The sequence below is a fragment of the Pseudomonas sp. MF6776 genome, assembly GCF_016613125.1.
In the GTDB taxonomy this organism is placed as follows: domain Bacteria; phylum Pseudomonadota; class Gammaproteobacteria; order Pseudomonadales; family Pseudomonadaceae; genus Aquipseudomonas; species Aquipseudomonas iridis.
Genome location: NZ_JAENSQ010000002.1, coordinates 50,276 through 71,667 on the forward strand (window position 1 = coordinate 50,276; position 21,392 = coordinate 71,667).

The 21,392-nt window shown below is 59.0% G+C and carries 15 protein-coding genes; 13 read left to right on the forward strand and 2 right to left on the reverse strand.

All coding sequences use genetic code 11. From position 1 onward, the window contains the following. Nucleotides 1–159 precede the first annotated feature (159 nt). Both JJD74_RS02320 and JJD74_RS02325 read right to left on the reverse strand, forming a co-directional pair. Nucleotides 160–1,551, reverse strand: coding sequence for a PhoH family protein (locus tag JJD74_RS02320; protein ID WP_042557759.1), 1,392 nt, complete (start codon nucleotides 1,549–1,551; stop codon nucleotides 160–162). A 349-nt stretch (nucleotides 1,552–1,900) separates the two neighbouring features. Then, a complete protein-coding gene (locus tag JJD74_RS02325; RefSeq protein WP_200611001.1) occupies nucleotides 1,901–3,025 on the reverse strand; it encodes a polysaccharide deacetylase family protein in 1,125 nt (374 codons plus the stop codon). Nucleotides 3,026–3,290: 265 nt separating this feature from the next. Here JJD74_RS02325 and yaaA point away from each other — a divergent pair, with 265 nt between their 5' ends. The 13 genes from yaaA (at nucleotide 3,291) to JJD74_RS02390 (ending at nucleotide 21,378) form a co-directional block, all read left to right on the forward strand. Continuing rightward, the gene (gene yaaA / locus JJD74_RS02330; RefSeq protein ID WP_200611003.1) at nucleotides 3,291–4,070 is read left to right on the forward strand and encodes a peroxide stress protein YaaA; all 780 of its coding nucleotides are present in this window, start codon (nucleotides 3,291–3,293) and stop codon (nucleotides 4,068–4,070) included. 809 nt (nucleotides 4,071–4,879) lie between these two features. Next, the gene (locus JJD74_RS02335; protein WP_042557756.1) at nucleotides 4,880–6,196 is read left to right on the forward strand and encodes a nucleotide sugar dehydrogenase; all 1,317 of its coding nucleotides are present in this window, start codon (nucleotides 4,880–4,882) and stop codon (nucleotides 6,194–6,196) included. A 98-nt stretch (nucleotides 6,197–6,294) separates the two neighbouring features. Then, complete coding sequence (alg8, locus tag JJD74_RS02340) at nucleotides 6,295–7,779, forward strand: mannuronan synthase (RefSeq protein ID WP_390896409.1); 1,485 nt, start codon at nucleotides 6,295–6,297, stop codon at nucleotides 7,777–7,779. A 35-nt stretch (nucleotides 7,780–7,814) separates the two neighbouring features. After that, the gene (locus JJD74_RS02345) at nucleotides 7,815–8,984 is read left to right on the forward strand and encodes an alginate biosynthesis protein Alg44 (protein ID WP_042557754.1); all 1,170 of its coding nucleotides are present in this window, start codon (nucleotides 7,815–7,817) and stop codon (nucleotides 8,982–8,984) included. Nucleotides 8,985–8,993: 9 nt separating this feature from the next. After that, nucleotides 8,994–10,502: an alginate biosynthesis TPR repeat lipoprotein AlgK gene (gene algK, locus JJD74_RS02350; protein WP_200611014.1), complete on the forward strand. Its 1,509-nt coding sequence runs from the start codon at nucleotides 8,994–8,996 to the stop codon at nucleotides 10,500–10,502. Further along, nucleotides 10,499–11,986 carry an alginate export family protein gene (locus JJD74_RS02355; RefSeq protein WP_042557753.1) on the forward strand — a complete coding sequence of 496 codons (1,488 nt, stop codon included), beginning with the start codon at nucleotides 10,499–10,501 and terminating at the stop codon, nucleotides 11,984–11,986. The genes algK and JJD74_RS02355 overlap by 4 nt, the downstream gene beginning before the upstream one ends. A 26-nt stretch (nucleotides 11,987–12,012) precedes the next feature. Continuing rightward, nucleotides 12,013–13,584, forward strand: a complete 1,572-nt coding sequence (gene algG, locus JJD74_RS02360; RefSeq protein ID WP_200611017.1) for a mannuronan 5-epimerase AlgG — start codon at nucleotides 12,013–12,015, stop codon at nucleotides 13,582–13,584. A 10-nt stretch (nucleotides 13,585–13,594) separates the two neighbouring features. After that, nucleotides 13,595–15,055, forward strand: coding sequence for an alginate O-acetyltransferase (locus JJD74_RS02365; protein ID WP_200611020.1), 1,461 nt, complete (start codon nucleotides 13,595–13,597; stop codon nucleotides 15,053–15,055). 8 nt (nucleotides 15,056–15,063) lie between these two features. Then, complete coding sequence (locus tag JJD74_RS02370) at nucleotides 15,064–16,188, forward strand: mannuronate-specific alginate lyase (RefSeq protein ID WP_042557750.1); 1,125 nt, start codon at nucleotides 15,064–15,066, stop codon at nucleotides 16,186–16,188. Between the two features lie 213 nt (nucleotides 16,189–16,401). After that, complete coding sequence (locus JJD74_RS02375; RefSeq protein ID WP_200611023.1) at nucleotides 16,402–17,967, forward strand: MBOAT family O-acyltransferase; 1,566 nt, start codon at nucleotides 16,402–16,404, stop codon at nucleotides 17,965–17,967. Nucleotides 17,968–17,977: 10 nt separating this feature from the next. Further along, nucleotides 17,978–19,153 carry an alginate O-acetyltransferase gene (locus tag JJD74_RS02380; protein WP_042557748.1) on the forward strand — a complete coding sequence of 392 codons (1,176 nt, stop codon included), beginning with the start codon at nucleotides 17,978–17,980 and terminating at the stop codon, nucleotides 19,151–19,153. Nucleotides 19,154–19,167: 14 nt separating this feature from the next. Further along, nucleotides 19,168–19,824 (forward strand): alginate O-acetyltransferase AlgF, encoded by a 657-nt coding sequence (locus JJD74_RS02385; protein WP_042557747.1) that lies wholly within the window; start codon nucleotides 19,168–19,170, stop codon nucleotides 19,822–19,824. A gap of 102 nt (nucleotides 19,825–19,926) precedes the next feature. Next, entirely contained in the window at nucleotides 19,927–21,378 is a 1,452-nt protein-coding gene (locus tag JJD74_RS02390) for a mannose-1-phosphate guanylyltransferase/mannose-6-phosphate isomerase (protein ID WP_200611026.1), read from the forward strand. The last annotated feature ends 14 nt before the right edge of the window (nucleotides 21,379–21,392 follow it).

The following is a 21,392-nucleotide window of genomic DNA, read 5'->3' on the forward strand; positions in this document are numbered from 1 at the left end:
CAGCTACAAGCGGCAAGCTACAAGCGGCAAGTTAAAGCGCGGTAGGCAGGCGTCAGGAAAGCTCGCATTTAAACAGCCGAAAGCCGCAAGCTTCAAGCGGCAAGTGAATTTCACTCGGGCCACTTGTAGCTTACGGCTTGAAGCTTGTAGCTGCTCCTCTTAGAGGTGAGACTCTGCGTATTCAGCCAGGATCGAGCGAGGCACCCCTTGCAGGGTGATGTGCACACCGTTGGGGAAATCCTTGAAGCGTTCGGTCAGGTAGGTCAGCCCGGAGCTGGTCGCGGACAGGTAAGGGGTGTCGATCTGTGCGAGGTTACCCAGGCACACCACTTTGGAACCAGCGCCGGCACGGGTGATGATGGTTTTCATCTGGTGCGGCGTGAGGTTCTGGCATTCGTCGATCAGGATCAGGCTCTGCTGGAAGCTGCGACCGCGAATGTAGTTGAGCGATTTGAACTGCAACGGCACTTTGCTGAGGATGTAATCGACGCTGCCATGGGTGTTTTCGTCATCCATGTGCAAGGCTTCGAGGTTGTCGGTGATGGCGCCCAGCCAAGGCTCCATTTTTTCCGCTTCGGTGCCGGGGAGGAAACCAATTTCCTGGTCCAGGCCCTGCACGCTGCGGGTGGCGATGATGCGCCGATAACGCTTGCTGACCATGGTCTGCTCGATCGCAGCGGCCAACGCCAGAATGGTTTTACCGGAACCGGCCGCCCCCGACAGGTTGACCAGATGGATGTCCGGATCGAGCAGCGCGTACAGCGCCAGGCTCTGGTAGATGTCACGCGGCTTGAGGCCCCAGGCTTCCTGGTGCAAGAGGGGTTCCTGATGCAGATCGAGAATCAGCAGGCGGTCTTCGTCAATCTCCTTGATCCAGCCAACGAAGCCCTGCTCGTCGATGATGAACTCATTGATATGCACCGCCGGCAAGTTGTCGATCAACTTCACTTCGTGCCATGTGCGACCGTGGTCCTGGCGGGTTTCAACCTTGCTCACCAGATCCCAGAAAGAGCCGGTCATGTTGTGATAACCGTTGGGCAGCAGGGACACGTCATCGACCAGTTGGTCGGTGCTGTAATCCTCGGCCGCGATCCCGCAGGCGCGCGCCTTGAGGCGCATGTTGATGTCTTTGGTCACCAGAACCACAGGTTTCTGCGGATCACGGGTGTGCATATCAATGAGTTGGTTGATGATTTTATTGTCGTTCAGATGCTCGGGCAGAATCAGGTTCGATTCGGCCTGTTTGCTCATCAGAATTGACAGCAAGCCCTTCGGACCGCCCTTGCCGCGCTGAATCGGCACGCCCAGTTCGACGTCCTCGGGGGAGGCATCGCCCAGGGTCTTGTCGATCAGCCGGATAGCCTGGCGGCATTCGGCGGCAACGCTGTGATGGCCGCTCTTGAGCTTGTCCAGCTCTTCCAGCACGGTCATCGGGATGGCGACGTGGTGTTCTTCGAAATTAAGCAGGGCGTTTGGATCGTGAATCAATACGTTGGTATCGAGTACATAAAGGATTGGCTGGTTGGAAGGGCTACGTCCGTGATCATCCATACTCGGTCACCTTTGTCAGAGCCATTCGACGCAATACCTCTACAGTGCTGCGCCTCGAAGTGACTGCCGATTCATCTGCCGGGCTTTTATTGAAAGAGGCAGGTGACTTGCACACAAAGTGGGTCTTGGAAGACGCCACCTGTGTTGCAGGTTTCGGCGGTCTGTCTTCGTAATACTCCAAAACCCATGACAGGAAAAAGCACTTTGACGGTTTTTTGAAGTTTATTTTGCAGAGTGACGAAAAGCCCTTGGCGGACCGTCCAGACCTCGCTAAAGTCGGAAGTCCGCCTGCATCGAATTCTGCAAAAAAATTGCCCCAAGCCCAATGTTTCCGGGCTTTCTTCGTTTCTCAGCGAAACCCGTCCAGACAGTCTTCCCAACCGATGCCGCTTTGCGCGGTTTGCGTGATCAGCCACGGCATGGCGGTCTTCACGGCATCCTGCTTCATGTTGAAATTGATCACCCCGTGACGCCACAACAGCATCAGGGTCAGCACTCGCTGTGCACTCTGCGGGCCTTTGAGTTTGCCGGCACCGTCCTGGGCATCGATGTCCCACAGCGCCACTTGCAGGCCCTGCGTGTTAAAGAAGCCCTGTGCATCGCTACGCCGCTGGCCATCCGGCGGACGGAACAGCGGTACATAATTTTCCGGCAGTTTGTTCTTCACCAGATCGGCACTGCGGCGCACCGAATCCTGCCAGTCCTGCCAATGGCTGTGGGAGCGGAACTCCCAACCCTGCACGCCGACGCATTGCTGCGAGAACGTCGCTTGCAGGCCGCTCACGGAACGGTCACCCAGTCGCGCCTGAATATCCTTGCCCAACATGAAGAACGTGCCGCTCATGTTGGCCTTGCGCAGGTACTCGGTGAGCCAGTCGGTGTTGTCCGGTTGCGCGTTGGCGGCGCTGTCGAAAGTCAGCAGAAACAGTCGGTCATGCATCTCCTCGCCGTTGCGCTCATAGTCGCCGAAACGATCGATTTCGCTGCTGGTCTGGGGGAACAACGCAGCCTTGCGCAGCAATTCGTCCAGATACTGCAGATGGAAGATCCGGCTTGGCTCGGCCCACCTGGTGTAATAGCTGTCATCACTGACGACGAATTTGGCGGCCTGCTCACGCAACGTTGGCAAGTCTTCGACGAGGAAGCAGAACGAGGCGTCCTGATCGCAACTTTGCTGGGCGTAGTTGTAGTTGGCAAGCAGGCGCTGCCACAGGCGCTCGCGCAGGCTGTTGACTGCATCCAGATTGACCGTGCGCAGGCCCAGGCGCTGGGACAGGGCAGCTTCGTCAATAGACTCGGTACCGAGCAGAACACGGGCGAACATGAGGATTTCCGCCCGGGACGCAACGTCGAACAGGGTCGGGCTGGTCAATTGCTCCGGCCAGGTGCTGCGATCCAGCGTCGCCACATCGCCCGGCGCCGCGATGGCACCGAAGCTCAACAGCCACGCGGTGAATAAAAGAACAATGCGCAATGGGATGTCTCCGTAACAAAACCCGGGCGGCACTATAGCTGATCCCACACAGTTCCCTCAGCAACACAGACTCCCATGTGGGAGCGAGCCTGCTCGCGAATACGGATTCAGATCCGCCATAGAAGTCGACTGATGCACTGCTTTCGCGAGCAGGCTCGCTCCCACAGGGGATTGGGGCCAGCCGTCGATCACCTATGGGCCTGATAGCTGGAGTCAACCGCCTCAACCCCCTAGAATCGCCTCCACGATTAAAGGAGACGACTTCATGCTGATGGTGATTTCCCCCGCCAAGACCCTCGATTACGAAACGCCGCCGGCGACCCAGCGCTTCACCCAGCCGCAATATCTGGACCACTCCCAGGAACTGATCCAGCAATTGCGCGAGCTATCGCCGGCACAGATCAGCGAGCTGATGCACGTCTCCGACAAGATCGGCGGGCTCAATGCCGCGCGTTTCGGCAGCTGGACGCCAGCGTTCACCCCGCAAAACGCCAAGCAGGCGCTGCTCGCGTTCAAGGGTGACGTCTACACCGGTCTCGACGCGCAGTCCTTCAGCGAAGCGAATTTCGATTACGCGCAAAAACACCTGCGCATGCTCTCCGGCCTTTATGGCCTGCTGCGCCCACTGGACTTGATGCAACCGTATCGTCTGGAGATGGGCACCAAACTGGCCAACGCGCGCGGCAAGGATTTGTACGCGTTCTGGGGCACGCGCATCAGTGAATGGCTGAATGAAGCATTGGCCGAGCAAGGCGATGATCTACTGCTCAACCTGGCGTCCAACGAGTACTTTTCGGCTGTCAAACGCACCGCGTTGAATGCGCGAGTCATCAATGCCGATTTCAAGGATCTGAAAAACGGCCAGTACAAGATCATCAGCTTCTACGCAAAAAAGGCCCGTGGCCTGATGAGCCGTTTCGTGATCCAGGAAGGCATCAACGATCCTGCCCAGCTCAAGCAGTTCGATGTTCAGGGTTATCGCTACAGCGCTGAACAGTCTAAACCGGACAATCTGGTGTTTTTGCGCGATCACGCCCCCGAATAAAGCATGCCTATTGCACGACTCTTTCTACCAAGAGTCGTGCAGCTCGCACGATGTCCAAAATCCCCCGCCACATATCGCCATTTTTATGGCGCCATAAAATCAACACCCTCTTTTCTAATATTAGTTTCACTCGACACTGATCATTTTTTTCAGTAGTGGCACCTAAATTTTTTCACGGTAGTGGCACAAAACTATCTAACGTGATTATTCGCCTGTTATTAAAGGTCGAAAACGAAAGTGCCATCAAATTGAGATTGGTGCCATCTACGACAATATTTCAAGAAATTTCAGATTTCGCGATGAGTGGACAGGAACTTCGTCCAAATGCATAGCTCATACCACCGGTAACGATTCTCGCCGAGTTTGTACGAGATAACTTACGCAGCGCAGATAGTCATGTAACCAAGTTGTCACAGCAACTTGCCTAGATGACTAACTAGTCTGAAAACAAACCGAAGCACAGGAGATACGCTCCATTAATATCCCCTGCAAGGCCATGGCCACGCCCCTATAAACGTGCTCGCCTGAGTACACAACCGCTTGATTTGTATGGCTATTCGCCTGAAATCAAGCGCGCAAACCGATTGCACCATGGTCTCCAACAATGGAGATCGGCTGCATTACAGGGCAGGTCATAACAACAAGGCCTAGTTGCGCACATCTTGAGTGCACTTATTTAGACACTCGAAAATTAGTTTGCCTGCACACGGCATTGTGACGCCTGCGCGCCGCACTTTCGAGTGCACCCTTAACGCTGAACACCATTAACTCCGGCCTTCTTTGGCCTGATATATACAGAGGTAATTGCGATGCGCATCAGCATATTTGGTTTGGGTTACGTTGGCGCAGTTTGTGCCGGTTGCCTGTCTGCACGGGGCCATGACGTCGTGGGCGTCGATGTTGCCAAAGACAAGATCGATATGATCAACGCTGGCAAATCTCCGATTGTTGAACCCGGTCTGGGCGAGCTGTTGCAGCAAGGTATTCAGAACGGTCGTCTGCGCGGTACGACTAACTTCGCCGAAGCGATTCGTGACACCGATCTGTCGATGATCTGCGTCGGTACGCCGAGCAAGAAGAACGGCGACCTGGAACTCAACTACATCGAGGCCGTGTGCCGCGAGATCGGTTTCGTTCTGCGTGACAAGACCACCCGCCACACCATCGTGGTGCGCAGCACCGTACTGCCGGGCACTGTCGCAAACGTTGTCATCCCGATCCTCGAAGATTGCTCCGGGAAAAAGGCTGGCGTCGATTTCGGCGTTGCGGTCAACCCTGAGTTCCTGCGTGAATCCACCGCGATTGCCGACTACGACCTGCCACCGATGACCGTCATCGGCGAGTTCGACAAGGCCTCTGGCGACGTTCTGCAATCGCTGTACGAAGAACTCGACGCACCGATCATCCGCAAGGACATCGCCGTTGCCGAGATGATCAAGTACACCTGCAACGTCTGGCACGCCACCAAGGTGACCTTCGCCAACGAGATCGGCAACATCGCCAAAGCCGTCGGCGTCGATGGCCGTGAAGTGATGGACGTGGTCTGCCAGGACAAGACCCTCAACCTGTCCCAGTACTACATGCGCCCAGGCTTCGCTTTCGGCGGTTCTTGCCTGCCCAAAGACGTCCGCGCCCTGACCTACCGCGCCGGTTCGCTGGACGTCGAAGCGCCACTGCTCAACTCGCTGATGCGCAGCAACGAATCGCAAGTGCAGAACGCCTTCGACATCGTTGAAAGCCACGACAAACGCAAAGTCGCCCTGCTCGGCTTGAGCTTCAAGGCCGGCACCGACGACCTGCGCGAAAGCCCGCTGGTGGAACTGGCCGAAATGCTGATCGGCAAGGGTTACGACCTGAGCATCTACGACAGCAACGTCGAGTACGCCCGTGTTCACGGCGCGAACAAGGAATACATCGAGTCGAAGATCCCGCACGTGTCGTCCCTGCTCAACGCAGACTTCGAATCGGTGATCGACAACTCCGACGTGATCATCCTCGGCAACCGCGACGAGAAGTTCCGTGCGCTGGCTCAGCAAGCACCGCACGGCAAACAGGTTATCGACCTGGTCGGCTTCATGGCCAAAGCCACTGACGCCGGCACCCGTACCGAAGGTATCTGCTGGTAAAGCAGCCCTAAGCGACAAGCTTCGAGCTGCAAGCCAAAGCGTTTCGCTTGCAGCTCGCCGCTTGCGGCTTGAAGCCTTCTCACCTTCGGATGACGGTTATGTCGAACAAGCTCAAACATTTTTTTCTGCAATCCGCCGGCTGGCTTTTTTATCTCAGTCTGCTGATGGGCCTGGCCTTGATGCTGCCCACGTCCACGTTCGACTCCGAGTCGAAGGACTTCATTTTCCTGATTGGCGCCGTCGGTATCTGGCGCTACTCGATGGGTGCAACGCACTTTGTGCGCGGCATGATTTTTCTCTACATCGTCTACCCGCACCTGCGCCGTAAAGTGCGCAAGCTGGGCAAGGCGGCAGATCCGTCGCACGTGTACCTGATGGTCACCAGTTTCCGTATCGACGCGCTGACCACAGCGCAGGTCTACAGCTCGGTGATCCGCGAAGCGATCGACTGCGGACTGCCGGCCACCATGGTCTGCTCCATCGTCGAAATGTCCGATGAGCTGCTGGTCAAAGCGCTGTGGGCGCGAATGAATCCGCCGGATCGAGTGAAACTCGACTTCGTGCGCATTCCCGGCACCGGCAAACGCGATGGCCTGGCCTACGGTTTCCGCGCCATCTCCCGTCACCTGCCGGACGACCGCGCTGTCGTCGCCGTGATCGATGGCGACACCGTGCTCGCCGAGGGTGTGGTCCGCAAAACCGTGCCGTGGTTCCAGATGTTCGGCAACGTCGGCGGCCTGACCACCAACGAATTCTGCGAAGTGCGCGGCGGCTACATCATGAGCGAATGGCACAAGCTGCGCTTCGCCCAACGCCACATCAACATGTGCTCGATGGCCCTGTCCAAACGCGTCCTGACCATGACCGGCCGGATGTCGGTATTCCGCGCTTCCGTGGTGACCAATCCGGATTTCATCGCCGACGTGGAAAGCGACTCCCTGCAGCACTGGCGCCTGGGCCGCTTCAAGTTTTTGACCGGCGACGACAAGTCGAGCTGGTTCAGCCTGATGCGACTTGGCTACGACACATTCTATGTGCCGGACGCGGCGATCCACACCGTGGAACACCCGCCGGAAAAGAGCTTCATCAAGGCCAGCCGCAAACTGATGTTCCGCTGGTACGGCAACAACCTGCGCCAGAACTCGCGAGCACTGGGCCTGGGCATGAAACGCCTCGGTGCCTTCACCTCGTTGGTGCTGTTCGACCAGCGCGTGTCGATGTGGACATCGCTGCTCGGCCTGACCGTGGCAATCATCGCCAGCTTCAAGTACGGCACCGCGTTCATCCTGGTGTACCTGCTGTGGATCGGCATCACCCGCCTGATTCTGACGCTGCTGCTGTCCTGCTCCGGTCACCGGATCGGCCCGGCCTACCCGGCGATTCTCTATTACAACCAGATCGTCGGTGCGCTGGTGAAGATCTACGTGTTCTTCCGCCTCGACCAACAATCCTGGACTCGCCAGCCCACTTCCCTGACCCGTGATCTCGCCAGCTTTCAACGTTGGTTCAACACTTGGTCGTCTCGGACCATGACCTTCTCCGCCGGCAGCATTTTCGTCGCCGTGCTGCTGATGATGGTCTGACCCGCCCCTATTGAATTAACAAGGAAATCGCCCCTATGAATACCGCCGTCAACGCCAACGTAGTGCATGAATCCGAAGCCCAGCGCCAACACGCCCGAGTGAAAATCCCGGCCAAACTGCGCTTCTTCGGCCCTGACCGGACGCCGCTGGAAACCCGCGTGCTGGATCTGTCCGCCGGCGGCCTGGCGTTCAACGCCGGGCAGATGCCGCTGACCATCGGCCAGGTGCACAAGGCTCGCCTGCAGTTTGTGATCGACAACCTCGGTCTGGCCATGGACGTCGAGCTGCAGGTGCGCTCCTTCGACCGCCAGACCGGCCGCGTCGGTTGCCAGTTCCAGAACCTTGAGCCGCAGGATATTTCCACCCTGCGCCACCTGATCACTTCGCACCTGGCCGGCGACATCGTCAGCATGGGTGAAGTACTGGCGACCCTGCAGCGCGACAACTTCACCAAGGCGCGCAAGGTCAAGGACGGCGGCCACGGCATGACCCCGTTCGGGCGTCTGAAAGCCGTGACGTTCAGCGCCGGGATCTTCGCGGTCGGCCTGGTCGCGGCGGGTTTCATTGCCAAATCGGTGTATGGCATGTACTTCGTCAGCCACGCGCAGGCCGGTCTGGTCAGCGTACCGGGCATGAACATCACCATGCCGCGTGACGGCACTGTGCAGAGCCTGATCAAGTCCGACGGCGTTGCGGCCAAAGGCGCGCCACTGGCGACCTTCAGCACCAGCATGCTCGACGTGCTCAAGGGCCACATGCAAGAAGATCAACTGTCGCCCGCCAAGGTTGAAGAACTGTTCGGCAAGCAAATGACCGGCACCCTGACTTCGCCGTGCGATTGCACCGTGGCCCAGCAACTGGTGGCTGACGGTCAATACGCGAGCAAGGGCGATGTGATCTTCCAACTGGTGCCGCGCAACACCGAGGCCAATGTGGAAGCACGCTTCTCCTATCGCCAGTTCGGCGACGTGCGTCCGGGCACCCCGGTGAGCTTCCAGATCGCCGGCGAAGACAAGATCCGCACCGGCAAGATCGTCAGCAGCACCAGCCTGAAAAGCGCCGACCTGTCTTCCGATATCCGCGTACAGATCAAGCCTGACGAGTCGCTCGACAGCAGCCTCGCCGGCCGCCCGGTGGAAGTGAACAGCGACCGTGGCCCGAACCTGAACTGGCTGATCGACAAAGCCATGGCTGCCGGTCTTTAAGTCGAGGACATGCCTGTGACTACTCATATCTTCAACACACCGCCGAACCTGTGGGAGCGAGCCTGCTCGCGAAAAGGTCAGCGCGGTTTGTCTGATGTTCCGGGTCGACCGATTCGCGAGCAGGCTCGCTCCCACATGGGGCTGGTGGTGTGCTCGCTGGCACTGGCAGTGTCTCTGGCCGGTTGCGCCGGCCTGCCCGATCAGCGCCTGGCCAACGAAGCGCTCAAGCGTGGCGATACCGCCACCGCTGCGCAGAATTATCAGCAACTGGCCGATCTGGGCTACAGCGAAGCGCAAGTGGGCCTCGCTGATATCCAGGTCGACAGCCGCGACCCAGCGCAAATGAAACAGGCCGAAGCGACTTATCGCGCAGCGGCCAGTGTTTCGCCGCGCGCTCAGGCACGTCTGGGGCGCCTGCTGGTGGCCAAGCCCGGTTCGACCGAGGCCGAGCACCACGAAGCCGAAACCCTGCTGAAAAAAGCCGCCGCCAATGGCGAAGGCAACACGTTGATCCCGCTGGCGATGCTCTACCTGCAATACCCGCGCAGCTTCCCGAACATCAACGCTCAGCAGCAGATCGATCAGTGGCGCAAATCCGGCTACCCGGAAGCAGGTCTGGCGCAGGTACTGCTGTACCGCACCCAGGGCACTTACGACCAGCATCTGGATGACGTGGAAAAAATCTGCAAAGCCGCGCTCAACACCACTGACATCTGCTACGTCGAACTGGCCACGGTCTATCAGAAACGTGCCCAGCCAGAACAACAGGCCGAGCTGATCAAGCAAATGCAGGCCGGTTACAGCCGTGGCACCGTCACCGCTCAGCGTGTTGATTCGGTTGCCCGTGTGCTGGCCGACTCGACCCTGGGCAAGACTGACGAAAAAACCGCGCAGTCGCTGCTTGAGCCAATCGCTCCAGGCTACCCGGCGTCGTGGGTCACCCTCGCGCAATTGCTCTACGACTTCCCGGAACTGGGCGACGTCGACCAGATGATGAAGTACCTGGACAACGGCCGCGCCGCCGACCAGCCGCGCGCCGAGCTGTTGCTGGGCAAGCTCTACTACGAAGGCAAAGTGGTCCCGGCCGACGCCAAGGTCGCCGAAGAACATTTCCAGAAAGCCGTCGGTCGTGAAGTGGCCGCCGACTATTACCTCGGCCAGATCTATCGCCGTGGTTACCTGGGCAAGGTCTATCCGCAAAAGGCCCTTGACCATCTGCTGACCGCTGCGCGCAACGGCCAGAACAGCGCCGATTTCGCCATTGCCCAACTGTTTTCCCAAGGCAAGGGCACCAAGCCCGACCCGCTCAACGCTTATGTGTTCAGCCAATTGGCCAAAGCTCAAAACACCCCGCAGGCCGATGAGCTGGCGACCACTGTCGCCGCCCAATTGCCGCCCGAGCGTCTGGCCGAAGCCCAGCGTCTGCTGCAACAGGAGCAGGCCAGCCGTGGCGCCCTGAACCCGAACACGCTGCAGCTGCACGCCCTGCAAGAAGAAGACGGCGAGGAAAAACTATGAAGCTCAATCCATTCGTGAAGGCCGGTATTGGCCTCACCTTCGCGCTGATCTGGTCTTGCCCGACACTGGCCGCGATGACTGAAAGCAAAAACTTCGGCCTGGAAGTGAAAGTCACCGGACAGTCCGAAGACGACCGTGACCTCGGTACCGCCAGTGGCGGCGACGTCAGCGGCGTCGGCCTCGACCTGCGTCCGTGGGTCTACGGCGAGAGCGGCGCGTGGAGCGCCTACGCGATGGGTCAGGCGGTGACCTCGACTGACATCATCGAGACCGACACCCTGCAGCAGTCCGACAGCGACGGCACCCAGACCACCGACAACGGTGATCGCAAGACCAAGAAAAACTACCTGGCGATGCGCGAATTCTGGGTCGGCTACAGCGGCCTCACGCCTTACCCCGGCGAGATGCTCAAACTCGGTCGCCAACGCCTGCGCAATGACGACGGCCAATGGCGCGACACCAACATCGAAGCGCTGAACTGGACCTTCGACACCACCCTGTTGCGTGCGAACGCCGGTGTTGCCGAACGCTTCAGCGAATACCGTACTGACCTCAAAGAGCTGGCGCCCAAAGACAAGGATCGCCTGCACGCCTACGCCGATGCCGCTTACCAGTGGACACCGGGCAACTGGGTCGGGATTCGCGGTCACCATACTCACGATGACGGCAAACTCGACTATCCAGAACCCGGCGTTGCCGGCGATTCGCTGGACAAGAAAGAGAATGGCGACATCAGCTGGATCGGCCTCACCGCCGACAGCGATGCCTACAACTGGCGCAACACCAACACCGTCAACTACTGGGGCAGCATCACCGGCATGAGCGGCGACCGCGACACGGTCAACGCGCTGAACGCCGATGGCAGCCGCCCGACGCAAGCCAAACGCAGCGATGACGTCAACGGCTGGGCCACTGACATCGGTGTGCGTCTGCGCCTCGATCCGCAGTGGCAAGTCGGTGCCGCCTATGCCCGCGCCAGCGCCGATTACGAACAGACCGGTCTGGAAAGCAACCGCTCGAACTACACCGGTACACGTTCACGCGTTCACCGTTTCGGCGAAGCGTTCCGTGGCGAAATGAACAACATGCAGACCGCTACGTTGTTCGGTTCGTGGATGCTCAATGACGAGTACGACGCCAGCCTGATCTACCACAAATTCTGGCGCGTCGACGGCAACAAGCCAGTCGGCAGCAACGGGATCAACGCCGTCGAGAACAACACCGACGACGTCACCGGCGCCATCTTGTCCAGCACCTCGTTGCCGCTTGAAGACGGCAACAAGGACATGGGTCAGGAGATGGATCTGGTCGTCACCAAGTACTTCAAGCAAGGCCTGTTGCCGGCGGCATTGAGCCAGTCGATCGATGAGCCTTCGGCCTTGGTGCGTTTCCGTGGCGGCGTGTTCAAGCCGGGCGATGCCTACGGCAAAGAAGTCGACTCGTACATGCACCGCGCGTTCATCGACGTGATCTGGCGCTTCTGATGCCAACCGCCAAGGGAGTGCCCGACATGAACAGTGCCCGCAAAGGCTCACTCAGCCTGCTGGCCGGCGCGATGCTGCTGGCCTCGGCAGGTGCCTTCGCCAGCGTGGAGCCGGCCAAGCCAGCGACCACGGCGAAAGAGCTGCAACAAGCCAAGACGTATACCGTCAGCAGCGCACCGACCGAGGCGCTGAACCTGGCCGCGCCGACACTGCCGGACATCTCCGGCTACACCGCCGAAGCCGCCGCCGCGAAGATCGTTCGCAGCAAAGCGGGCAAGGTCAGCGTGCGCCGGATGATGCAGGAAGACGCGCTGAAAGACTTTATCGGCGGCGACAACAAGATGGCCGAGTGGGTGGTGCGTCAGCACGGTATTCCGCAGGCGATCTTCGTCGACGACGGCTACATGAACCTCAAGGATCTGGCGAAGAAACTGCCCAAGCAGTACTTCAGCGAAACCTCGCCGGGCGTGTACCTGGCGAAGTTGCCGATCGTGGTTGGCCGCAAGGGCATCCTCGAAATCGACGGCCAGACTCAGGAATTGCGCCTGTCCCAAGAGGCCGGGTCGTTCCTGGTCAACGACGGTCAGCTGTTCGTGCGTGATACCAAAATCACTGGCTGGCGCGAGAAGGAAAACGGCCCGGCCACCTTCCGTTCGCCGAAAGAATTCCGCCCGTTCCTGCTCGCCTGGGGTGGCACCGAGACTTACATCGTCAACAGCAAGATGGCCAGCTTCGGCTACGCCAACAGTAAGTCGTACGGCGTCAGTATTTCCCAGTACACGCCGAACATGGCCAAGGTCCTCAAGCGCGCCGAGCCGACTGGCTGGATCGTCGGTTCCGAGTTCTCGGACATGTGGTACGGCTTCTACTGCTATGAAACCCGCGACTTCGTGGTCAAGGGCAACACCTACAAAGACAACATCGTCTACGGCATCGACCCGCACGACCGTTCACACGGCCTGATCATTGCCGAGAACACCGTTTACGGGACGAAGAAGAAGCACGGGATCATCATTTCCCGCGAAGTGAACGACAGCTTCATCTTCAACAACAAAAGCTACGACAACAATCTCTCGGGCCTGGTGATCGACCGTAACAGCCTCAACAACATCATCGCCTACAACGAGATCTACAAGAACCACACCGACGGCATCACCCTCTACGAGTCTGCCGACAATCTGCTGTGGGGCAACAAGGTCATCAGCAACAAGCGCCACGGCATCCGCATTCGTAACAGCGTGAACATTCGCCTCTACGAAAACATCGCCATGGCCAACGGTCTGACCGGCGTCTACGGTCACATCAAAGACCTGACCGACACCGACCGCGACATCAAGCTCGACCCGTTCGATGCGCAGGTGTCGCTGATCGTGGTCGGCGGTGAGCTGGCGGCCAATGGCAGCGGCCCGCTGTCGATCGACTCGCCGTTGAGTGTTGAGCTGTATCGCGTATCGATGCTGGCGCCGACCAAATCCAGCGGCATCAGCTTCAACGGCATCCTGGGCGAGCGCCAGGATGAAATTCTTGACCTGCTGGTGCGCCAGCAGAAAGCCGTGCTGATCGACCCTGTCGAACGCCAGACCGAAATGCAGGACTGAGGATAATTTTATGCACCCACACTTGATCAAATTACTCAGCCTGTCGGCCCTGACCATGGGCATTCTGGCGGCCAGCAATGGTGCCCGCGCAGATCAAGCCAGCGCCGTCACACCGCCCAAATTCACCGCTGATCCGTGCTGCAACCTGTGCCCGGAAGCCCACGACGCAAAGAACTACACCACGCGTTATCAGCAGAACTTCACCACGCTGGTACAGGCGCAAGGCGAATGGCTGTTCCGTACGCAAGAAGACCTGCGCACCGAATTCAACACCACCCCGGCCGGCTACAAACGCATGCAACAGCTGCACGATGCGTTCAAGAGCAAAGGCGTCGAGCTGGTAATCGTTTATCAGCCGACCCGTGGTCTGGTGAATCGCAACAAGCTCAACCCGCAGGAAAAAGCCGCGTTCGATTACGAAAAAGCGTTGGGCAACTACAAGACCATGCTCGGCCGTTTCGCCAAGATGGGTTACGTGGTGCCGGACCTGTCGCCGCTGACCAATGAATCGCTGCCAGACACCCTGCCTGCCCACGATTTCTACTTCCGTGGCGACCAGCACTGGACGCCATACGGCGCACAGCGCACGGCAAAAATCGTCGCCGAGAAGGTCAAGCAGATCCCGGCCTTCGCCGACATTCCCAAGCGTGAGTTCGAGACCAAGAAGTCCGGCCGCATGGGCAAGACCGGCACCCTGCACAACATGGCCGGGCAACTGTGCGGCACCAGTTACGCGATCCAGTACATGGACCAGTTCACCACCGAGCCGAAAGGCGAAGCGGGCGATGGCGACCTGTTCGGTGATTCCGGCAACCCGCAAATCACCCTGGTCGGCACCTCGCACAGCGGCAAGAACTACAACTTCGCCGGTTTCCTCGAGGAGTCGATTGGCGCCGACATCCTCAACGTCGCGTTCCCGGGCGGTGGTCTGGAAGGTTCGATGTTGCAGTACCTGGGCAGCGACGAATTCCAGAAAACCCCGCCGAAAATTCTCATCTGGGAATTCTCGCCGCTGTATCGCCTCGACCAGGAAACCATCTACCGCCAGATGATGGCGCTGCTGGACAACGGCTGCGAAGGCAAAGATGCACAGATGACCGGCAGCGCCACACTGAAGCCGGGCAGCAAACAAGAACTGCTGGTCAACAGCAAGAACCTGAACCTGCAGAACAGCAGCCATCAGGTCGACATTCGCTTCGCCGACACCTCGGTGAAAACCCTGCAAGCCACCCTCTGGTACATGAACGGTCGCCACGAGGACATCAAGATCGAGAAGCCGGAAACCTCCGACACCGACGGTCGTTTCGCCTTTGAGTTGCGCACGGACGAAGACTGGGCCTCGCAGAACCTGCTGGCAGTCGAAGTCCAGGGCCCGGAAGCGGGCGCCGCGCCACAGAAAGTCGAAGCGAAAATCTGCAAACGCAACGTATTCCCGGGCGCTGGGCAACAAACCGCTCAGGTCGGGCAATGAGGTCTGCTATGCGAAATCCGAAATTGAAAACTTTTTTAGCGCCGACGCTGCTCGGGCTGGCGATCTTCGCCGGCACCGCGCAGGCCGCCGCGCCATTGCGTCCACCTCAGGGCTATTTCGCCCCGGTGGATAAATTCAAGACTGGCGACAAAAGCGAAGGCTGCGATGCAATGCCGACGCCGTACACCGGCGCGCTGCAGTTTCGCAGTAAATACGAAGGCTCGGACAAGGCCCGTTCGACCCTGAACGTGCAGTCGGAAAAAGCCTTCCGCGACACCACCAAAGACATCACCACGCTGGAACGCGGCACCGCCAAACGCGTGATGCAGTTCATGCGCGACGGTCGCCCGGAGCAGCTCGAATGTACGCTCAACTGGCTGACCGCTTGGGCCAAGGCTGACGCCTTGATGTCGAAAGACTTCAACCACACCGGCAAGTCGATGCGCAAATGGGCGCTGGGCAGCATGGCCTCGTCGTACATTCGCCTGAAATTCTCCGACTCGCATCCGCTGGCGCAGCATCAGCAGCAAGCGCAGTTGATCGAAGCCTGGTTCAGCAAAATGGCCGACCAGGTCGTCAGCGATTGGGACAACCTGCCGCTGGAAAAAACCAACAACCACTCGTACTGGGCTGCCTGGTCGGTAATGGCGACGTCCATCGCCACCAACCGCCGCGACCTGTTTGACTGGGCGGTGAAGGAATACAAGGTCGGCGTGAATCAGGTTGATGCCGACGGTTTCCTGCCGAACGAACTCAAGCGCCAGCAACGCGCCCTCGCCTACCACAACTACGCCCTGCCGCCGCTGGCGATGATCGCCAGTTTTGCCCAGGTCAACGGTGTCGATCTGCGTCAGGAAAACAACGCCGCGCTGAAGCGTCTGGGTGATCGGGTGCTGTCGGGTGTTAAAGACCCGGATGAATTCGAGAAGAAGAATGGCAAAGAGCAAGACATGGACGACCTCAAGGTCGACTCCAAATTCGCCTGGCTCGAACCGTTCTGCACCCTCTACACCTGCCCGGCCGATGTGATCGAGAAGAAGCGCGATATGCAACCGTTCAAGACCTTCCGCCTTGGCGGGGATCTGACCAAGGTCTACGACCCGTCCCATGAAAAGGGCAACAAAGGTTCGTAAGACCAGACGCAAAACCTGTGGGAGCGAGCCTGCTCGCGAATACGGTCTGACATTCAAAAGTGATGTCGACTGACACGACGCTTTCGCGAGCAGGCTCGCTCCCACAGGGGCCAGTGTCAGGTTTAGAGATTTGTGAGTTGGCCCTCCGGTTTTTCGGTGGGGGGTTTGGGGGGCTTTGGCCCTTGACTGTTGGTTAAAACTGGAGAGATCGGGATGGTATTTTCATCCAACGTGTTCCTGTTTCTGTTCTTGCCGATCTTTCTCGGCATGTACTACCTGAGCGGGATTCGTTATCGCAATCTGCTGCTGCTACTCGCCAGCTACGTGTTCTATGCGTGGTGGCGGGTGGACTTCCTGGCGCTGTTCGCTGCCGTCACGTTGTGGAACTACTGGATCGGCCTGAAAGTCGGTGCTGCCGGCGTGCGGACCAAACCGGCGCAACGCTGGCTGTTGCTCGGCGTGGCAGTGGATCTGTGCATCCTCGGCTACTTCAAGTACGCCAACTTTGGTGTCGACAGCATCAACGCGATGATGACCTCGGTCGGTCTGTCGCCGTTCATCCTGACCCACGTGCTATTGCCGATCGGGATCTCGTTCTACATCTTCGAGTCGATCAGCTACATCATCGACGTGTATCGCGGTGACACCCCGGCGACGCGCAACCTGATCGACTTCGCGGCCTTCGTGGCGATCTTCCCGCACCTGATTGCCGGCCCGGTTCTGCGTTTCCGCGACCTCGCCGACCAGTTCAACAACCGCACGCACACCCTCGACAAGTTCTCCGAGGGCTGTACGCGGTTCATGCAGGGTTTCATCAAGAAGGTCTTCATTGCCGACACCCTGGCGGTAGTTGCCGACCACTGCTTCGCGCTGCAAAACCCGACCACGGGCGATGCCTGGCTGGGTGCGCTGGCGTACACCGCGCAACTGTATTTCGACTTCTCCGGTTACAGCGACATGGCGATCGGTCTGGGTCTGATGATGGGTTTCCGCTTCATGGAAAACTTCAAGCAGCCGTACATCAGTCAGTCGATCACCGAGTTCTGGCGTCGCTGGCACATCAGCCTGTCCACCTGGCTGCGTGACTACCTGTACATCACCCTGGGCGGTAACCGTAAAGGTACGTTGATGACTTATCGCAACCTGTTCCTGACCATGCTTCTGGGTGGTCTGTGGCACGGCGCGAACATCACCTACATCGTCTGGGGCGCCTGGCACGGCATGTGGCTGGCTATCGAGAAGGCGCTGGGCCTGAACACCTCGCCACGCAGCCTAAACCCGATCCGCTGGGCCCTGACGTTCCTGCTGGTGGTGATGGGCTGGGTGATCTTCCGCGCAGAGAACCTGCACGTTGCCGGTCGCATGTACGGCGCGATGTTCAGCTTCGGCGAATGGTCGCTGTCGGAACTCAATCAGGCCAGCCTCACCGGTCTGCAAGTGGCAACTCTGCTGGTGGCGTACGTGACGCTGGCGTTCTTCGGCCTGCGTGATCTGTACACCAATCAGCCACCGGTCAAGGCCAAACCTGAAGTCAACGTCGAGGCCGACGGCCCTGGCACTGCGACCCCGGGAATGATCAAAGCGGTGCCCGGCGACAACCCGGCAAGCATCCACGAGCCAGGCTACACCGTCGGCGTCGAAGCCCAGGTGCAACCGGCCTACTGGACCGCTGACTGGTCGCGCTACGCAATGCGCGCCGTGATTCTGCTGCTGTTCATTGCCTCGATTCTCAAACTCTCGGCGCAAAGCTTCTCGCCGTTCCTTTACTTCCAGTTCTGAGGGATCTGACATGACCCGCTCATTACGCATCTTCTACATCGCCCTGTTTTTGGTGACCCTGCTGGTCCTGGGTCTATGGTCGGTTCGCAGCTTCTTCGGCTTCAGCACCAACGCCGAAGCGACGGTGCTCAACGGTCGCTGGACCAAGGCTGTGGAGACTCATTACGACGAAGAGTTTCCGATCAAGCGCCTGGGTACCAACCTCTGGGCCGCGCTGGATTTCAAACTGTTCAACGAAGGTCGTCCGGGCGTCGTGCTCGGTCGCGATCAATGGTTGTACAGCGATGAGGAATTCAATCCGATCGTCAACGAAGAGCTGAACCTGCAAGGCAATTACGCGCTGGTCGAAGGCGTGCGCCAGACCCTGAAAGACAAAGGCGTGAAACTGGTGATGGCGATCGTGCCGGCCAAGGTTCGTCTGTACCCGGAACACCTGGGTGAAGTGAAACCGGCAAGCATTCACGCCAACCTTTACGAGGACTTCCACGCACGGGTTGCGGCGGACAAGATCCTTGCGCCCGATCTGCTCAAACCGTTGCAACAGGCCAAGCAGAACGGTCAGCAAGTGTTCCTGCGCACCGACACTCACTGGACGCCTGAGGGTGCCGAAGTTGCCGCCAACACCCTGGCCAAGACCATCGCCGACAAGTTCCCGCTCAGCGGCGAGCCACAGCGTTTCGTCACCACGCCAGCGGAAAAGGTCACGCACAAGGGTGATCTGCGTCTGTTCCTGCCGCTTGATCCACTGTTCGAAAACCTGATGCCGGCGCAAGAGCCGCTGCAAAAGCGCAACACCGTAGCCGCTGGCGAGCAACCTGGCGGTGATGACGCTCTGTTCGCCAACAGCGAAGTGCCGGTCGCGCTGATCGGCACCAGCTACAGCGCCAACCCGAACTGGAACTTCGTCGGTGCGCTGAAACAAGCGCTGCACAGCGACGTCGTGAGCTACGCCGAAGACGGCCACGGTCCGATCCTGCCGATGCTCAGCTACCTCAAAAGCGATGACTTCAAGAACAGCCCGCCACAAGTGCTGATCTGGGAGTTTCCTGAACGTTATCTGCCTGTGAACAACGAAATCGGTGACGCCGACCCGCAGTGGGTCGCAGAGCTTAAACAAGCCGGCGCACGCCAACAAAACGTAGCTGCAAACACTAAATCCGAGACGCCCGACCGGGCGCAAAACTGAAAGAGAGGTACACCATGACTTTCACTACAACTCCTCGCCGTCTCGCTAAAAGCTTCGCTCTGGTTGCTGGCCTCAGCGTGCTTTCCGTACCCGCCTTCGCGGGTGGCGATGCTGCCCTCTACGGCCCTACCGCGCCAAAAGGCTCGAGCTTCGTGCGCATCTATAACGCCAGCAACGCTGAAGTCAGCGCCACCGTTGGCAGCACCAACCTGAGCGATGTTGCGCCACTGGCCAGCAGCGATTTCAGCTTCATGCCGGGCGGCGACTACAGCGCCAAGGTCGGCAGCCAGACCCTACCGGTGAAACTCGCCGGTGATCACTACTACACCCTGGTCAACAACGCGTCCGGCGCGCCGCAACTGATCGAAGAGCCGCCGTTCAAGAACAAGCAGAAATCCCTGGTGCGCGTGCAGAACCTCAGCGACAAGCCGCTGACCCTGAAGACTGCCGACGGCAAGACTGAAGTGGTTAAAACCGTGGCGGCCAAGGGCCGTGGCGAACGTGAAATCAACCCGGTGAAAGTCAGCCTGGCGCTGTACGAAGGCGACAAGAAAGTCGGCGACGTGAAGCCAGTCGCCCTGGAGCGCGGTGAAGCAGCGGTGCTGTACGTCACCGGTTCCGGCAGCAGCCTGTCGCCAGTCTGGGTGAAACGCCCGGTGTCGACGCGCTAATCGCGCGAGCTATCAGCTACAAGCCTCAAGCTGCAAGTGAAGTGCTTCTAACTCACCGCTTGCAGCTTGCAGCTCTCAACTGCATTTTATGGAGTAAACAATATGATTCCGGTGATTTTGTCAGGTGGTAGCGGCTCACGTCTTTGGCCGCTTTCGCGCAAGCAGTTCCCTAAGCAATTCCTCGCCCTGACCGGCGAACACACGCTGTTCCAGCAAACCCTGGAACGCCTGGTGTTCGAAGGCATGGACACCCCGATCGTGGTCTGCAACAAAGATCACCGCTTCATCGTCAACGAGCAGTTGGCCAACCGCAAACTCGAGTGCCAGCGCATCCTGATGGAACCGTTCGGCCGCAACACCGCGCCGGCCGTGGCGCTGACCGCGATGATGCTGGTCAATGAAGGCCGTGACGAACTGATGCTGGTGCTGCCGGCCGACCACGTGCTGGAAGACCAGAAAGCCCTGCAACGTGCATTGGCCCTGGCCACCGTCGCTGCCGAAAACGGTGAAATGGTGCTGTTCGGCGTACCGGCGACCAAACCGGAAACCGGCTACGGCTACATCAAGTCCACCGCTGATTCGCTGCTGCCCGAAGGCGTCAGCCGCGTCTCGCACTTCGTCGAAAAACCTGACGTCAAACGCGCCACCGAGTACGTGCAGTCCGGCGGTTACTTCTGGAACAGCGGCATGTTCCTGTTCCGCGCCAGCCGCTTCCTTGAAGAGCTGAAAAAGCACGACCCGGACATCTACGACACCTGCCTGCTGACCCTTGAGCGCAGCGAGCATGACGCCGACACCGTCACACTGGACGAAGCCACTTTCTCCTGCTGCCCGGACAACTCCATCGACTACTCCGTCATGGAAAAAACCCAGCGTGCCTGTGTAGTACCACTGAGTGCGGGCTGGAGCGATGTCGGCTGCTGGTCGTCGCTGTGGGAAGTCAACGACAAAGACGCCAATGGCAACGTCACCAAAGGTGATGTGGTGATTCAGGACAGCAAGAACTGCATGATCCACGGCAACGGCAAACTGGTGTCGGTGATCGGTCTGGAAAACATCGTTGTGGTCGAAACCAAGGACGCGATGATGATTGCCCACAAGGACAAGGTCCAGGGCGTCAAGCAGATGGTCAACACCCTCAACGAGCAGGGCCGCAGCGAAACCCAGAACCACTGCGAAGTCTATCGTCCGTGGGGTTCATACGACTCTGTGGACATGGGCGGGCGTTTCCAGGTCAAGCACATCTCGGTCAAACCGGGCGCGTGCCTGTCGCTGCAAATGCACCACCACCGCGCCGAACACTGGATCGTGGTCAGCGGCACTGCCGAAGTGACTTGCGATGACAACGTGTTCCTGCTCTGCGAAAACCAGTCGACCTACATCCCGATCGCCTCGGTGCATCGCCTGCGCAACCCGGGCAAGATCCCGCTGGAAATCATCGAAGTGCAGTCCGGTTCGTACCTGGGTGAAGACGATATCGAGCGTTTCGAAGATATCTACGGCCGCTCCACCCCGATCGAGCGCGGCGTGTCGGTGAAAACCATCGCGCAGTAAACGATCCGCAAAAC

Excerpts from the sequence above, each read along its gene's own strand:
- JJD74_RS02320 (WP_042557759.1), bottom strand. The coding sequence starts at position 1,551 with ATGGATGATCACGGACGTAGCCCTTCCAACCAGCCAATCCTTTATGTA.
- yaaA (WP_200611003.1), top strand. The coding sequence starts at position 3,291 with ATGCTGATGGTGATTTCCCCCGCCAAGACCCTCGATTACGAAACGCCG.
- JJD74_RS02335 (WP_042557756.1), top strand. The coding sequence starts at position 4,880 with ATGCGCATCAGCATATTTGGTTTGGGTTACGTTGGCGCAGTTTGTGCC.
- alg8 (WP_390896409.1), top strand. The coding sequence starts at position 6,295 with ATGTCGAACAAGCTCAAACATTTTTTTCTGCAATCCGCCGGCTGGCTT.
- JJD74_RS02345 (WP_042557754.1), top strand. The coding sequence starts at position 7,815 with ATGAATACCGCCGTCAACGCCAACGTAGTGCATGAATCCGAAGCCCAG.
- algK (WP_200611014.1), top strand. The coding sequence starts at position 8,994 with ATGCCTGTGACTACTCATATCTTCAACACACCGCCGAACCTGTGGGAG.
- JJD74_RS02355 (WP_042557753.1), top strand. The coding sequence starts at position 10,499 with ATGAAGCTCAATCCATTCGTGAAGGCCGGTATTGGCCTCACCTTCGCG.
- algG (WP_200611017.1), top strand. The coding sequence starts at position 12,013 with ATGAACAGTGCCCGCAAAGGCTCACTCAGCCTGCTGGCCGGCGCGATG.
- JJD74_RS02365 (WP_200611020.1), top strand. The coding sequence starts at position 13,595 with ATGCACCCACACTTGATCAAATTACTCAGCCTGTCGGCCCTGACCATG.
- JJD74_RS02370 (WP_042557750.1), top strand. The coding sequence starts at position 15,064 with ATGCGAAATCCGAAATTGAAAACTTTTTTAGCGCCGACGCTGCTCGGG.
- JJD74_RS02375 (WP_200611023.1), top strand. The coding sequence starts at position 16,402 with ATGGTATTTTCATCCAACGTGTTCCTGTTTCTGTTCTTGCCGATCTTT.
- JJD74_RS02380 (WP_042557748.1), top strand. The coding sequence starts at position 17,978 with ATGACCCGCTCATTACGCATCTTCTACATCGCCCTGTTTTTGGTGACC.
- JJD74_RS02385 (WP_042557747.1), top strand. The coding sequence starts at position 19,168 with ATGACTTTCACTACAACTCCTCGCCGTCTCGCTAAAAGCTTCGCTCTG.
- JJD74_RS02390 (WP_200611026.1), top strand. The coding sequence starts at position 19,927 with ATGATTCCGGTGATTTTGTCAGGTGGTAGCGGCTCACGTCTTTGGCCG.